16 protein-coding genes are annotated in these 13,129 nt (G+C 68.0%); 11 read left to right on the forward strand and 5 right to left on the reverse strand.

Annotated features, from left to right (window positions below):
* The first annotated feature begins 106 nt into the window (after positions 1–106).
* From ACQEUX_RS22970 to ACQEUX_RS22980, 3 genes are read left to right on the forward strand one after another with little or no spacing between them, the layout of a single operon-like run.
* Positions 107–913 (forward strand): hypothetical protein, encoded by an 807-nt coding sequence (locus ACQEUX_RS22970; protein ID WP_433051945.1) that lies wholly within the window; start codon positions 107–109, stop codon positions 911–913.
* A gap of 12 nt (positions 914–925) precedes the next feature.
* On the forward strand, positions 926–2,854 hold the full coding sequence (locus ACQEUX_RS22975; RefSeq protein ID WP_433051948.1) for a fumarate reductase/succinate dehydrogenase flavoprotein subunit: 1,929 nt from the start codon (positions 926–928) through the stop codon (positions 2,852–2,854).
* Positions 2,851–3,918 (forward strand): succinate dehydrogenase/fumarate reductase iron-sulfur subunit, encoded by a 1,068-nt coding sequence (locus ACQEUX_RS22980; protein WP_433051951.1) that lies wholly within the window; start codon positions 2,851–2,853, stop codon positions 3,916–3,918. The genes ACQEUX_RS22975 and ACQEUX_RS22980 overlap by 4 nt, the downstream gene beginning before the upstream one ends.
* Before the next feature lie 175 nt (positions 3,919–4,093).
* Here the strand turns inward: ACQEUX_RS22980 and ACQEUX_RS22985 are convergent, their stop codons facing one another.
* Positions 4,094–4,534, reverse strand: a complete 441-nt coding sequence (locus ACQEUX_RS22985; protein WP_433051954.1) for a (deoxy)nucleoside triphosphate pyrophosphohydrolase — start codon at positions 4,532–4,534, stop codon at positions 4,094–4,096.
* Between the two features lie 183 nt (positions 4,535–4,717).
* On the opposite strand from ACQEUX_RS22985, the gene ACQEUX_RS22990 reads away from it, so the two are divergent.
* Entirely contained in the window at positions 4,718–5,026 is a 309-nt protein-coding gene (locus tag ACQEUX_RS22990; protein WP_433051957.1) for a 4a-hydroxytetrahydrobiopterin dehydratase, read from the forward strand.
* Between the two features lie 14 nt (positions 5,027–5,040).
* Here ACQEUX_RS22990 and ACQEUX_RS22995 read toward each other — a convergent pair whose 3' ends face one another.
* Positions 5,041–5,463 carry a VOC family protein gene (locus ACQEUX_RS22995; protein WP_433051960.1) on the reverse strand — a complete coding sequence of 141 codons (423 nt, stop codon included), beginning with the start codon at positions 5,461–5,463 and terminating at the stop codon, positions 5,041–5,043.
* A 115-nt stretch (positions 5,464–5,578) separates the two neighbouring features.
* Here ACQEUX_RS22995 and ACQEUX_RS23000 point away from each other — a divergent pair, with 115 nt between their 5' ends.
* From ACQEUX_RS23000 to ACQEUX_RS23025, 6 genes are all read left to right on the forward strand, one after another.
* Positions 5,579–6,463 (forward strand): LysR family transcriptional regulator, encoded by an 885-nt coding sequence (locus ACQEUX_RS23000; protein ID WP_433051963.1) that lies wholly within the window; start codon positions 5,579–5,581, stop codon positions 6,461–6,463.
* Positions 6,460–7,197, forward strand: a complete 738-nt coding sequence (locus ACQEUX_RS23005; RefSeq protein WP_433051966.1) for a class I SAM-dependent methyltransferase — start codon at positions 6,460–6,462, stop codon at positions 7,195–7,197. The genes ACQEUX_RS23000 and ACQEUX_RS23005 overlap by 4 nt, the downstream gene beginning before the upstream one ends.
* Before the next feature lie 35 nt (positions 7,198–7,232).
* Complete coding sequence (locus ACQEUX_RS23010; protein ID WP_007464929.1) at positions 7,233–7,595, forward strand: PH domain-containing protein; 363 nt, start codon at positions 7,233–7,235, stop codon at positions 7,593–7,595.
* A 389-nt stretch (positions 7,596–7,984) separates the two neighbouring features.
* Positions 7,985–9,178, forward strand: coding sequence for a hypothetical protein (locus ACQEUX_RS23015; RefSeq protein ID WP_433051970.1), 1,194 nt, complete (start codon positions 7,985–7,987; stop codon positions 9,176–9,178).
* 161 nt (positions 9,179–9,339) lie between these two features.
* A complete protein-coding gene (locus tag ACQEUX_RS23020) occupies positions 9,340–9,918 on the forward strand; it encodes a hypothetical protein (protein WP_433051973.1) in 579 nt (192 codons plus the stop codon).
* A gap of 36 nt (positions 9,919–9,954) precedes the next feature.
* Complete coding sequence (locus ACQEUX_RS23025; protein WP_433051976.1) at positions 9,955–10,329, forward strand: VOC family protein; 375 nt, start codon at positions 9,955–9,957, stop codon at positions 10,327–10,329.
* A 289-nt stretch (positions 10,330–10,618) separates the two neighbouring features.
* On the opposite strand, the gene ACQEUX_RS23030 is transcribed toward ACQEUX_RS23025, so the two are convergent.
* Genes ACQEUX_RS23030 through ACQEUX_RS23040 form a run of 3 tightly spaced genes read right to left on the reverse strand, consistent with a single transcriptional unit; the run spans position 10,619 to position 11,870 of the window.
* Positions 10,619–11,062 carry an SRPBCC family protein gene (locus ACQEUX_RS23030; RefSeq protein WP_433051979.1) on the reverse strand — a complete coding sequence of 148 codons (444 nt, stop codon included), beginning with the start codon at positions 11,060–11,062 and terminating at the stop codon, positions 10,619–10,621.
* 2 nt (positions 11,063–11,064) lie between these two features.
* Positions 11,065–11,415: an ArsR/SmtB family transcription factor gene (locus tag ACQEUX_RS23035; RefSeq protein ID WP_433051982.1), complete on the reverse strand. Its 351-nt coding sequence runs from the start codon at positions 11,413–11,415 to the stop codon at positions 11,065–11,067.
* Positions 11,412–11,870 carry an SRPBCC domain-containing protein gene (locus ACQEUX_RS23040; RefSeq protein WP_433051985.1) on the reverse strand — a complete coding sequence of 153 codons (459 nt, stop codon included), beginning with the start codon at positions 11,868–11,870 and terminating at the stop codon, positions 11,412–11,414. Before ACQEUX_RS23040 ends, ACQEUX_RS23035 begins: the two co-directional genes overlap by 4 nt.
* A gap of 438 nt (positions 11,871–12,308) precedes the next feature.
* Here ACQEUX_RS23040 and ACQEUX_RS23045 point away from each other — a divergent pair, with 438 nt between their 5' ends.
* Positions 12,309–13,115 (forward strand): hypothetical protein, encoded by an 807-nt coding sequence (locus ACQEUX_RS23045; RefSeq protein WP_433051988.1) that lies wholly within the window; start codon positions 12,309–12,311, stop codon positions 13,113–13,115.
* The last annotated feature ends 14 nt before the right edge of the window (positions 13,116–13,129 follow it).

Genomic DNA, 13,129 nt, shown 5'->3' on the forward strand with positions numbered 1-13,129 from the left:
TCGTTGGTGTGCGCTTGACGTGGCAGCGGGTGCGGGTTCGCCGGTCCGCGTGCCGACCGGAGAAAGAACAGCCCGCCCGTACGGGCCCGTCGAGGAGACGACTCGAATGACTTCATCGGCAACGAAGCCGCGGGGAGCGCGGGCGCGCGCCGCCATCGCGGCGAAGACGTTGCGTACCGACCGATGGTGGTTCGCCCCGCTGATCACTGTGATCGGGCTCAGCGCCTGGGTCGCGTACGCGACGGTCCGGGTGTTCATGCACGACAACTACTGGGTCGACGAGTACCACTACCTGACCCCGTTCTACTCCCCGTGTGTGACCGACCGGTGCGTCGAGGCAGCCTCGCACTTCGGCCGGTTCCTGCCCGGCTGGTGGATCATCCCGGACGCCGCGCTGACCCTGCCGTTCCTGCTGCTGTTCCGGTTGACCTGCTACTACTACCGCAAGGCCTACTACCGGTCGTTCTGGCTGTCGCCGCCGGCCTGCGCCGTGCCGGACGGTCACAAGGAGTACGGCGGTGAGACCCGCTTCCCGCTGCTCGGTCAGAACCTGCACCGCTACTTCTTCTACGCCGCCGCGATCATCTCGCTGATCAACACGTGGGACGCCATCCTCGCCTTCCACTCGCCGGAGGGTTTCGGCTTCGGGCTCGGCAACATCATTCTGCTGCTCAACGTGGTGATGCTCTGGGCGTACACCATCTCCTGCCACTCCTGCCGGCACATCATCGGTGGCCGGCTCAAGCACTTCTCCAAGCACCCGGTGCGCTACCGGGCCTGGACGTTCGTCTCGGCGTTGAACGTCCGGCACATGCAGCTCGCCTGGATCACCCTCGGCACCCTGGCGCTGGCCGACTTCTACATCATGGCGCTCGCGGCCGGCTGGTTCTCCGACCTGCGGTTCATCAACTAAAGGGCCCCTGACATGACCACTACCACTCGCATCGAACGACACCACTACGACGTCGTCGTCATCGGGGCCGGCGGCGCCGGTCTGCGCGCGGCGATCGAGGCCCGACTCGCCGGCAAGAAGACCGCGATCATCTCCAAGTCGCTCTTCGGCAAGGCGCACACGGTGATGGCCGAGGGCGGCGCCGCCGCCGCGATGGGCAACGTGAACAGCCGGGACAACTGGCAGGTGCACTTCCGCGACACCATGCGCGGTGGCAAGTTCCTCAACAACTTCCGGATGGCCGAGCTGCACGCGAAGGAGTCGCCGCAGCGGATCTGGGAGCTGGAGACGTACGGTGCGCTCTTCGACCGCACCAAGGACGGCAAGATCTCGCAGCGCAACTTCGGCGGCCACGAGTACCCGCGCCTGGCCCACGTGGGCGACCGGACCGGCCTGGAGCTGATCCGCACCCTCCAGCAGAAGATCGTCTCGCTGCAACAGGAGGATCACCGGGAGTTCGGCTCGTACGACGCCCGGATCAAGGTGTTCTCCGAGACCACCATCACCGAGCTGCTGCTCGACGGTGACCGGGTCGCCGGCGCGTTCGGTTACTACCGCGAGTCCGGGGAGTTCATTCTCTTCGAGGCGCCGGCCGTCGTGCTGGCCACCGGTGGTGTCGGACGCTCCTACAAGGTCACCTCGAACTCCTGGGAGTACACCGGGGACGGGCACGCGTTGGCGCTGCGCGCCGGGGCGACTCTGATCAACATGGAGTTCCTCCAGTTCCACCCGACCGGCATGGTGTGGCCGCCCTCAGTGAAGGGCATCCTGGTCACCGAATCGGTTCGTGGTGACGGCGGTGTCCTGAAGAACTCCGAGGGCAAGCGGTTCATGTTCGACTACGTCCCCGACGTCTTCCGCAAGCAGTACGCGGAGACCGAGGAGGAGGCGGACCGCTGGTACACCGACCCGGACAACAACCGGCGCCCACCGGAGTTGCTGCCCCGCGACGAGGTGGCCCGTGCGATCAACAGTGAGGTCAAGGCCGGTCGGGGCTCCCCCGCCGGTGGTGTCTTCCTGGACATCGCGAGCCGGCGCTCGGCCGACGAGATCCGGCGGCGACTGCCGTCGATGTACCACCAGTTCAAGGAGCTGGCCGACGTCGACATCACGGCCGAGCCGATGGAGGTCGGGCCGACCTGCCACTACGTGATGGGTGGCGTGGAGGTGGACCCGGACTCGGGCGCCGCCTTCGGCCACGTACGCGGGCTGTTCGCCGCCGGTGAGGTCTCCGGGGGCATGCACGGCTCCAACCGGCTGGGCGGCAACTCCCTGTCCGACCTGCTGGTCTTCGGCAAGCGGGCGGGTGGGCACGCGGCCAGCTACGCCGACGGGTTGGGTGCCCGGCCGAAGGTGGCCGTGGACGCCGTCGAGGCCGCGGTGGAGACCGCGCTGGCTCCGTTGCAGCGGGGCACCGGCGAGAGCCCGTACACCCTGCAGCAGGACCTCCAGGCGGTCATGGGAGATCTGGTCGGCATCATCCGCCGGGAGGGCGAGTTGGCCGACGCGCTGGGCAAGCTGGCCGAGCTGCGGGAGCGGGTGGCAAAGGTGAGCGCGGCCGGCGGCCGGCGCTACAACCCGGGCTGGCACCTGGCTCTGGACCTGCGCAACATGCTGGTGGTCTCGGAGTGCACCGCGAAGGCGGCGCTGGAGCGGCAGGAGTCGCGCGGCGGGCACACCCGGGAGGACTACCCGACGATGGAACCGAAGTGGCGGCAGGTGAACCTGGTCTGCTCGCTGGACGGCGACACCGTGCGGCTGACCCGTAAGCCGCTGCCGAAGATGCGGCCGGAGCTGATCGGCCTCTTCGACCGGGCGGAGCTGGCCAAGTACCTCACCGACGAGGAGCTGGCTGACTACGACGCCCTCGTCGCCGACGCTGGAGAGGCGGACAACCGATGAGCGCGAAGCGTCAGTTCCGGATCTGGCGGGGTGACGAGACCGGCGGTGACCTGCAGGACTACATGGTCGAGGTGAACGAGGGCGAGGTCGTCCTCGACGTCATCCACCGCTTGCAGGCGACCGACGCGCCGGACCTGGCCTGCCGGTGGAACTGCAAGGCCGGCAAGTGCGGCTCCTGCTCCATGGAGATCAACGGCAAGCCGCGGCTGGGCTGCATGACCCGGATGTCGACCTTCGGCGACGACGAGACCGTCACGGTCACCCCGCTGCGTACCTTCCCGGTCATCCGGGACCTGGTCACCGATGTCTCGTTCAACTACGAGAAGGCCCGGGAGACCCCGGCGTTCGCGCCGCCGGCGGACGTGGCCCCGGGCGACTACCGGATGCAGCAGGTCGACGTCGAGCGCTCGCAGGAGTTCCGCAAGTGCATCGAGTGCTTCCTGTGCCAGACCGTCTGCCACGTGATCCGTGATCACGAGGAGAACAAGATGGCGTTCTCCGGCCCCCGGTACTTCATCCGGGCGGCCGAGCTGGACATGCACCCGTTGGACTCCCGGACCGACCGCAAGGAGTACGCGCAGGCCGAACAGGGCCTCGGCTTCTGCAATATCACCAAGTGCTGTACCGAGGTCTGCCCGGAGCACATCAAGATCACTGACAACGGGATCATCCCCATGAAGGAGCGGGTCGTCGACCGCAGGTACGATCCCCTTGTGTGGCTTGGTAGCAAGATCTTCCGTCGGGGCGAGACGCCCCAGACCAGCGTGACCACCGCCCGTCAGGGCTCGGCGACGTCGTCGGGCGCGACCAGGGGTGGGTTGCACTCGCACGCGGGTGGCTCCCACGACCCGCGGGCCGAGGCGCAGGCGCAGAGCGGTGTCAACTGGGACCGGGAGGTGCCCCACCCGACCGCTCCGGCGGTCGACGACCGGGGCAAGCTGCCGCTGACCGAACTCACCTTCGACCGGGCCGCCGCGCCGTCGCCGTTCGGCGATGACGTGACCTTCCCGCTGCCTCCGGAGCACCTCAACTTCGCGCACCCCGAGCAGGACAACAAGCACTGATCACCTGAACGACAACGGGGGCCGCGGCAACAGCCGTAGGCCCCCGTCCCCTTTCCCCCGGCCGGCCCCGGCCCGGCCCGGCCCCGGTGATCATGAAGTTATTGCCATGCCGCTCGGCGTGTCGTGGCAATAACTTCATGATCACCGAGGGCAGGGGTGGGTGGGCTGGGTGGGGTTAGGGGGTGGTTAGCAGGGGGCGGAGGGCCGCCACGATGGGGGCGTCGGCGGGGAGCCAGGTGACCGAGTCCAGTTCGTCCGCGGCGAGCCAGCGGAGCGCCTCGTGCTCCAGGGCCTGTGGCTGATCACCGCCGAGCAGGCGGGCGGCGTAAACCTTGAGCACCGACCGGCCGTGCGCCATCCGCACGTTGCGGCCGACCCGGTCGCCGATCTCGACGCGTACGGCCAGTTCCTCCGCGCACTCCCGGATGAGCGCGTCGGTCTCGGCCTCCCCCGGCTCGACCTTCCCACCGGGAAACTCCCACATCCCCGCCACCTCGGGCGGGGCGGCACGCGCACAGGCGAGCACCCGCCCGTCCCGGATGATCGCCGCGCCGACGATCACCTTCAGGTCCCGTCGTTCGGCCTGCCCGCCACCATTAGCCCGTTCGGTCCGCACGGGCGTCCAGGGTGCCAGATCAATCAGCGGTTTGGGTACCGTAGCCGTCCGCTAGGCCAATAGAACTCGGAAGTGTGGGCGTGGACACCCCTTCCGAGCGGCGAGAGACTAGAGGGCACCGACAAGACACGGGATGGCGACGATTTGGCCACAAGCCGGCAACGGCGCTTGGGGGGTGCGGTGATGCGCGTGCTGTTCAACAGCAGGGCCAAGCACGACTACCTATCCGACGCCTTGACCTTGCTATCTGGTTGGACGCGGGAAGGGGAGGAGATCCGACGCACGCTCGTGATCGACGATACCCAACACGCGGCACTAACTGAACGGGTCAAGGTCGTCGCCGACGCGCTGCACCTGCGCCCCGAGATCAGTCGCGGGTCCGACAGCACCCAGATCCGGGTCGGGCACGGCAACGGCGAGCCACTGACCGAGGGCGAGGTCCTGTTGGCCGCCCGCATCGAGGACGCGTACCGGGCGGTCACGGAGTCCTGAGCTGGGTGGACGCCTCAGGAAGGGACGTCCTGTGGGTACCAGCGCAGCTCCACGGAGTTGCCGTCCGGGTCCTGCACGTAGATCGAGGTCGCCGACCCGCGGGCGCCGAACCGGCTGACCGGCCCGGTCAGCACCGTGAAGGCGCCGGAGTCGACCACCGGGGCCCAGTCCAGCGGTGCCACCACCAGACAGATGTGGTCGACGTTCGCGCCCTGCCGCTCGCCTAGGACGAGGTCGATGATGCTGTCGGGGCTGATCCGCACCGACGGGAACGGGACAGCGCCCGCGCGCCACTCGTCGACACGTACCGGCGCCAGACCGAGCCGACCGCAGTAGAAGTCGAGGGCTCGCTCCACATCCGCGACGGTCAGCACCAGGTGGTCGAAGCCAGTCACCCGCACCGCGCTCACGCCGGTCCGGTTTTCGTCGATGCTCATCTCGCAGCCTTTCGGTCCGTGTTTCCCTACCGCGTTCACGATCCTCGGGCGGAGGACGCCGACCAAGACCTGATGCCGCTACGATCGTTGCCCACAGGTCAACGGTGGGGGTCATGTGCTGGAGCGGTACGAGGTCGAGACGTTCCTGACCCTCGCCACGGAGCTGCACTTCGGCCGGACCGCCGAGCGGTTGGGTGTCAGCACCGGCCGGGTCAGCCACGTGATCAAGAAGCTGGAGCGCCAGATCGGTGCGCCGCTGTTCGCCCGGACCAGCCGGGTCGTCCAGCTCACTCCGATCGGCCGGAACCTCGCCGACGACCTGGCCCCACTGGTCGCCGGGATGGACGAGGCGGTCCGCCGCGCGGTCGACGCCGGCCGGGGCGTCACCGGGACGCTACGGGTAGCGTTCCTCGGTGAGTGGACCGCGCCGGTGCTGCTCCGCGCGGTGGCCCTGTTCACCGAGCGGCACCCCGACTGCCAGGTCGAGGTGCACGAGGCGCAGCTGTCCACCACCCGGTCCGGGCTGCTCGACGGCTCCACGGACGTCCTGATCGCCTCGTACCCCTTCGACGGGATGGCCACCGGCCGGGCGCTGCTCTCCGAGGGCCGGGCGCTGGCGGTGGCCGCGGGTCACCCGCTCACCCGGGAAGGATCGGTGTCGCTGGAGGTGCTCGCCGATCACCCGGTGGTGCAGTACCCGACGGTCACCTCGGCCGAGTTCAAGCGGGACCGGACCCCGGAGCGCACCCCGTCCGGCCGACCGGTGCCGAGAGGGCCCGCCGGGAACACCTTCTCCGAGACGCTGTCCCTGGTGGCGCTGGGCCGGGGCGTGCTTCCGGTGGGCGAGCACACTCGGCGCTACTACCCGCGGCCGGACGTCGCGTACGTGCCGATCCACGACGCGCCACCGATCGAACGCGGGCCGGTCTGGCTACCCAGCAACACCACCACCCGGGTACGCGAGTTCGTTCGCGCCGCGACCGACGCGAACGCTCGATGAGGCACGGCGAGTTCCGCCACCGCCGCCTGGTCCAGGTCTACGACGCGGAGTGCCCGTGGGGGCCGGACGACGACTTCTTCCGCGCGGTCGTCGACGAGACACCGGCAGCCCGGGTCCTCGACCTGGGCTGCGGCACCGGCCGTCTCACCATCGCCCTCGCCGCCGACGGCCACACCGTCACCGGCGTGGACCCCGCTGGCGCGTCCATCGCCGCCGCCCGCGCCAAGCCGGGCGCCGAGCGCGTGACCTGGATCGAGGGCACCTCTGCCCTGCTGCCGGGCCGGGCGTTCGACGTGGCGGTCCTGACCAGCCACGTGGCGCAGTTCTTCGTCGACGACGCGGAGTGGACGCGTACCCTCGTCGACCTGCGCCGGGCGCTCGTACCCGGCGGCCGGCTGGCGTTCGACGCCCGCGACCCGGCGGACCGCCGCTGGGAGCGGTGGAACCCGGTGGATTCGCAGCGGCGTATCACCCTGCCGGACGGCGGCGAGGTCCGCGCGTGGACCAGGGTCACCGGGGTACGCGACGGAGTCGTCGACTTCATCCACCACTACCGGTTCGCCGACGGCGAGGAACTGCTCAGCTCGGCGACGCTGCGTTTCCGCACCGAGGCCGAGCTGCGTGACTCTCTGACTGCAGCGGGCTTCACCGTGGACCACATCCACGGCGGCTGGCACCGCGAGCCCGTCGGCCACGGCGAGTTCGTCGTCCTCGCGCACACCGAATCCGGGTGAGCTGAGGCTGGCACCGGTTTCCTAGCCTGGAACGCATGGCGAACATCGCGTACGACCGCAAAGAGCAGGTCCAGCAGATCGAGAGTGGCCTCCTCGACGGTGAGCAGATCATCGCCGTCTACGACGCCGTCGGCACCGGCACCGGGTTCATCGGGCTGACCGACCGACGCGTGATCATCCAGGACCGCTCGTTCGTCGGGAAGCGGCATGCGATCACCAGCATCCCGTACTCGAAGATCACCAGCGTGAGCGTGGTCAGCAACAAGTCCTGGGGCGGCACGTTCTTCTCCACCGGCGCCATCGCCATCCACGTCGGCACGCACACCTACGAGGTGGAGTTCCGTGGCGCGCAGAAGAGCCACCACGTGCACAACGTGATCCTGCACCACATCTCCTGACCGACCCGGCCTGCCGCGGGCCCGGCTCACCGAGCGGCACGCCGACTGGCAGCGGTGGTTGACCGGCTCCGGTTCCTCGTTACGGGGGTGCCCCTGACACTCCGACCTCAAGGAACCCGAGTCGGTCTCCAATCCGCAGAATGCTCCCCGTCGTCCGGGGTCCCTTGTGAACCGTTCGCTTCCGTAGGATGCCGAAGATTCGCACGTCAGGGGAGACGCACATGTGGGTTCGCAAATCGGTCATCGTGGTGCTGGCGGCGCTTGCTTGCACCGCATGTGTGTCAAAGGATTCGCCACCCGGCGGCAGTCGGTCGTCCAATAGCGAATTGTCGTACGCCGAGTGGCAGGAGCAGTCACAGCAAATCGCGGCAGATCGGTCCAAAGCGCTGATGGCCGGCGACGAGCAGGCGTGGCTGTCGCTGGTCGATCCGTCGCAGACCGAGTCGGTCACGGCCGAGCGGATGAGATTTCGCAACCTCCGGGCGATGCGACCGCAGCAGTTCGCGCTGACCGTCAACTCCGTGAGCGAGATGGGCGAACCCGCCGGGGCCGGCTTCTCCAAGGGCGCCACCCTGCACAAGGCCCGAATCCACGCGGCGGTGCGCTACGAGGCAGATCTTGAGTTCAGCCTGCAGGACTACGACTACGTCTTCCTGCAGTCCGGCAGAAAGATCTCGATCGCGTCGGTGAAACCGGTCGACGCAGCCGCAGCGACCTACGGCAATCCGGTCAAGAACGCGCCGTGGGACAACCTTCCGCTACGCGCGGCGTACGCCGGGTCGGTCACCATCCTCGCGCCCGAGGACAGCAAGTGGGACCCCGCGAACTTCACCGCCATCGCCGCCCGGGCGAACACGCTCGTCCGCGGCATCTGGGGCCAGCACAAGGCGCCCAAGGGTTTCATGGTCCTGCTGGCCACCACCGAACAGAAGCTCCAGTGGTTCGGCGCCTCCAGCGATCTTCAGACCGCCAGCGGCTACGTCTACAACCCGGAGATCGTCGACGAGAAGGGCAGCCCTGTCGTCATCCCCCCGAAACTGGACGGCCCACCGGAACGGTCGATGGCTGGCTCGCGGATCATCCTGGACATGGACCGGCTGAAGACGCCCGAGGCGGCCGAACGGGTCCTAGCGCACGAGATGGCCCATGCCATCGCGCCCCACCTGATGCCCCGGGTCGCCTTCCTCGAGACGTCGCCGCAGGGCATTCTCAACTCACCCACCTGGGTGGCCGAGGGCTTCGCGGAGTGGGTCGAAATCATCTCCAACAAGAACCTCAAGGAGCGCAGCGCCTTCGTCGGCCGCAACTGGGCGAAGTTCAAGCCCGCCGGGCTGCTGCCGGCCAACGACAACTTCTACGCCGCCAACAGCGACCAGAGGTCGTTCAACTACCAGGTCAGCGGCATGTTCTTCGTCGCGGCCGAGCGGCTCGGTGGCCGCGCCAAGACGGTGCAGCTCTACGAGGACCTGGTCGCCCAGCCGGTCTTCGTCGCCGATTCGCGATCGTTCCTCGACGGCCCGCTGAGCAAGCGCGGCTACAACCCGGACACGTTCTGGTCGACCTTCAACTCCCTCCTGAAGTAGTCAGGTGCACCGGGCCGGACAGCACGGCCCACATCTCCGTCCACCGGAAGCCCGGCCACGGGCCGCGCTACTCCGCTCGAAGTCCTAGAATCGCATTCCCCCGGCCGGGCCAATTCCGTCGATCTCCGCCCTGATCACGGGCGACCGCCGCAGGGAGGGTGATGGCAGCCGAGACGAAGGGCAGCCGAGGTCGCTTCAAGATCTCCGTGTTCTTGAGCTATCCCAAGCCGTGCATGCGGGAGCAGGCGGTGTTCATCGACCGGATGTGCGCTTACCTCGACTCCCGAGGGTTCGCCCCGCGCACGCTCGGCGTCACCGACTACGACATGGACGCCCCGCTGAAGGCGATCAGGCGGCTGATGTTGGAGTCGAACGGCCTCATCACCATCGCCCTGAGACGGACGTACATCGAGACGGGTAGCGGCAACTTCCGGACCAATCTCGCCGGCCTGAAGAGCTACCGGCTGGACGACACCTGGATGACAAGTCCCTGGTCGCACATCGAGCCAGCGATGGCGTACCAGCTCGGCCTGCCGATCCTGATCCTGCGCGAGAAGGACGTCCTCGAGGAGGGGCTGCTCCAGAAGGGCGTGGTCGGTATGTACATGCCCGAGTTCGACCTCGACGGGTCGATCGAGAACTACTTCGACTCCCCCGAGTGGAACGACCTGATCTTCAAGTGGGAGGCGCAGGTGCGGGCTGTCGTGGACCGCAAGGGACTGCCACCACAGCTCTACTGAGCCGTGCCGTCGTACCCGGGGCGCACAATCCGACGCATGTCTGAGTCTTCTCCGCAGCGACACCACGCCATCGACTACGTGGAGCTCACGGTCACCGACCTGGAGCGGGCCAAGCGCTTCTACACCGACGCGTTCGGCTGGCAGTTCAACGACTACGGTCCGGGGTACGCCGGCATTCGCAGCCCGCACGGCGAGTCCGCGCCCGAGGTGGGCGGCCTCCGGTTGGACCAGGAGGTCCGCGCGGGCGGCCCGCTCGTGCTGCTCTACTCAAGCGATCTGGACACGTCCGTCCAGGCTGTGCAGAGCGCTGGCGGTCAGGTGGTGAACGGGCCGTACGAGTTCCCCGGTGGCCGTAGGTTCCACTTCGTCGACCCCAGCGGTAACGAGCTGGGCGTCTGGGCCGAGCGGTAGCACGGCGACCCACCGGTTGCCGCGCCTCTGCCGGCTCGCCGTCCACCGCCCGGGCAGTGGCAGCCGAGCGCCGTCAGCGGAGGTTAGTCGCGGTGACGTGGCTCGCCATCCCACTCGCCCCGCACGATCAGCGCGGCACCTGGGTCGCGGTGGCCGTGGCGGCGTACACCCTGCCCAGCGCGGCCGAGACGGTCGTGTTCGGCCGGCGTGACCCTCCGCCTGTTCGCCGGGGGGATCGCGATCTCACGGCGGAGCGCGCGATCACCCGGCGATACAGCCGTCCCCGAAATCAGTGCCCGTCGCTGATCTGAACGTCGTCCGGCGCCGGCCTGCCGCGCCCCGTCTCCAGCAGCTGCTTGAGACTCATCAGGAAGATCGCCCACTTGGTGCTGCACTGGTGCATGAGCTCGACCGGCTCCCGCCAGCCCGCGTGCGCGAACTGGACGATCGTGTACTGACCGCGCTGGTCGAGACGCCAGTTGATCTCGGTACCGATCCACTCCTCGGGGCCGCCGACGACGCGCCACCGCACCCGGCCGGCGGGGTCCAGCTCAAGGATCTCCAGGTCGAACCCACCGTCGTCGCCGAACCGGACGGCCAACCTTCCGCCGACCTCGCTCTTGCCAGTCGTGTCGATCGACCACCAACCGGCGACGCCCTCTGGAGTTGCCACCGCCGCATAGACGTCGTCGAGCGAAGCGACGACACCGACCTGGTGCAGGATGTCGACCATTGTCATTCTCCTTCGTTGGTGTGGCGGTTGCGTTCGATCGCCTCGGCGATGCGCTTGATCCGGCGGAGTCGGGCATCCCAGGTGGAGCCGACCGCCGACAACTGGGCGACCGCGCGGGCAAGCTGCGCCTCGTCGACCTGGTAATGACGCTCGCGACCGGCCGGCTCGGCGTGAATCAGCCCGACCCGGTCCAGAACAGCCAGGTGCTTCGAGACCGCCTGGCGGGTGACGGGTAGCCGCCTGCTCAACGACGTGGCAGTGCCTGGCCCGTCGGAAAGAAGAAGATCGATCATCGTACGCCGAATGGGGTCGCCGATCGCCGACCACAGCTCGTCGTCGACCGCCGTACTCATGACGTCGAGACCAGCCGCGTGACGTAAGCGCCCAGCCTGGGGATGTAGTGGTCCCACCCGGTCTCGTGGTCGCGGTACTGCTCCTCCAGGACGGCGACCTCCCAGCCCATCTCGCGGAACCCGGTCTCGGTCATCCGGACCAGCGTCCCCGCACCGCTCGGCAGCAGGTCGAAGGTGACGAACAGCGCCTGCCCACTGCGGTCCGGGCCGGTGAAGCACCACCGGAAGGAGAACCGCTTCGGGGGGTCGACCTCGACGACGGCGAGCGCGACCGTCGTCGTCTCGCCCGTGTCCGCGTTACGCCAGACCAGCTCACCGGGTGCCCCGGCGACCGACTCGAACCGCGCGTCGTCGGGCCACCACTCCCGCATGTGCTCGGGCTGGCTGACGACCTCGAAGACCACCTCGGGTGACGCGTCGACGTGGATGTCCCGTTCGATCGTTCCCTGTTCCATGCTCACAACCTTTCGCAACCTTTGGTTGCACCCAACCTATGACACTCACCAGCCATGCGCAACCTTTTGTTGCGCGACGCAGTTGGTAGCCATGAACCCGGAGCCGGGGTCCCTGACGCATCACACGGTTCGGCGAGTTGAGGCTGCGTTGCGCCCGCACTCGGTCGAGGTCGCCGACTGGCGAAGGAGGACTTCGACCCGATGTTCACCCTGCACCTCGGGCTCCTTGACCACCCCGCAGGCAACCAACACGGCGTCCTGACCTGCGGCTCGACCGAGCAGGTTCTGCAGAAAGGCCTCCTGAGCCTCCCTACTCTTACTCCCGCTTTTGTCTGGGTCGGTCGCCACCCAACTGGTCACTGCACTCCCATGGCCCTGAGAAGTCCGTGCCCGGAAAAGCCACTCGGCAAAGATCGGATGCTCCGGCAGAGTGACCCCATGGCCGGAAGAGGACTGAACGTCGATGGATCGATTGCCCGCGAAGGTGCGCTGAGTCGGGTCCCACACGCATTCGCCGGTGTTGTCGACGCAGCACGCGCTCGGCTAGTCGAGGCTTTCGGCGGCGACCGACTGCACAGCGCCTACATCTACGGCAGCATCCCGCGTGGCACCGCCATTTCCGGGCTCTCGGATCTTGACCTGCTGCTCGCCCTGCACGCCGAGCCAACCGAGGCCGATCGGCTGGATGCCAGGCGAATCGAGCAAGCCCTCAACCAGTCCTTCGACGAGATTGACGGCGTGGGCATCCTGCTGTTCAGCGCACGCACCCTGCTCAGCGAGCTTGAACGCCACGATCTCGGCTTCTTCGTCGCCTGTCTGTGCACTCCCCTGCTGGGCGACGACCTCGCCGAAAAACTCCCCTGTTACCGGCCCACTCCCCTGCTCGCCCGCGAGACAAACGGCGACCTGTCCCTGGCGCTTCCAGATTGGCGCAGGCAGGCGGCCAAAGCGAACACCGACAACCAACGTAAGGGTCTCAGCCGGCTCGTCGCTCGTCGCATCGTCAGGACGGGGTTCACTCTGATCATGCCTCGTTGGGGAGGCTGGACAAGCGACCTCATCGAGTCCGCCAAGGCGTTTGGTTTCTACTATCCAGAACGCGCCGAGCAGATGCGCTCAGCTGCCAAGATCGGGCGCGCGCCTTCGGCGGATCCGGCTGTACTACGCCAACTCATCGACGACCTTGGGCCATGGCTCGCAGCGGAGTACGCAGCCGTACATGGCGAGAAGGCCGTCCGACCCTGACGTTGCACCACGCC

Source organism: Micromonospora sp. CA-259024 (genome assembly GCF_050936255.1).
Taxonomy (GTDB): domain Bacteria; phylum Actinomycetota; class Actinomycetes; order Mycobacteriales; family Micromonosporaceae; genus Micromonospora.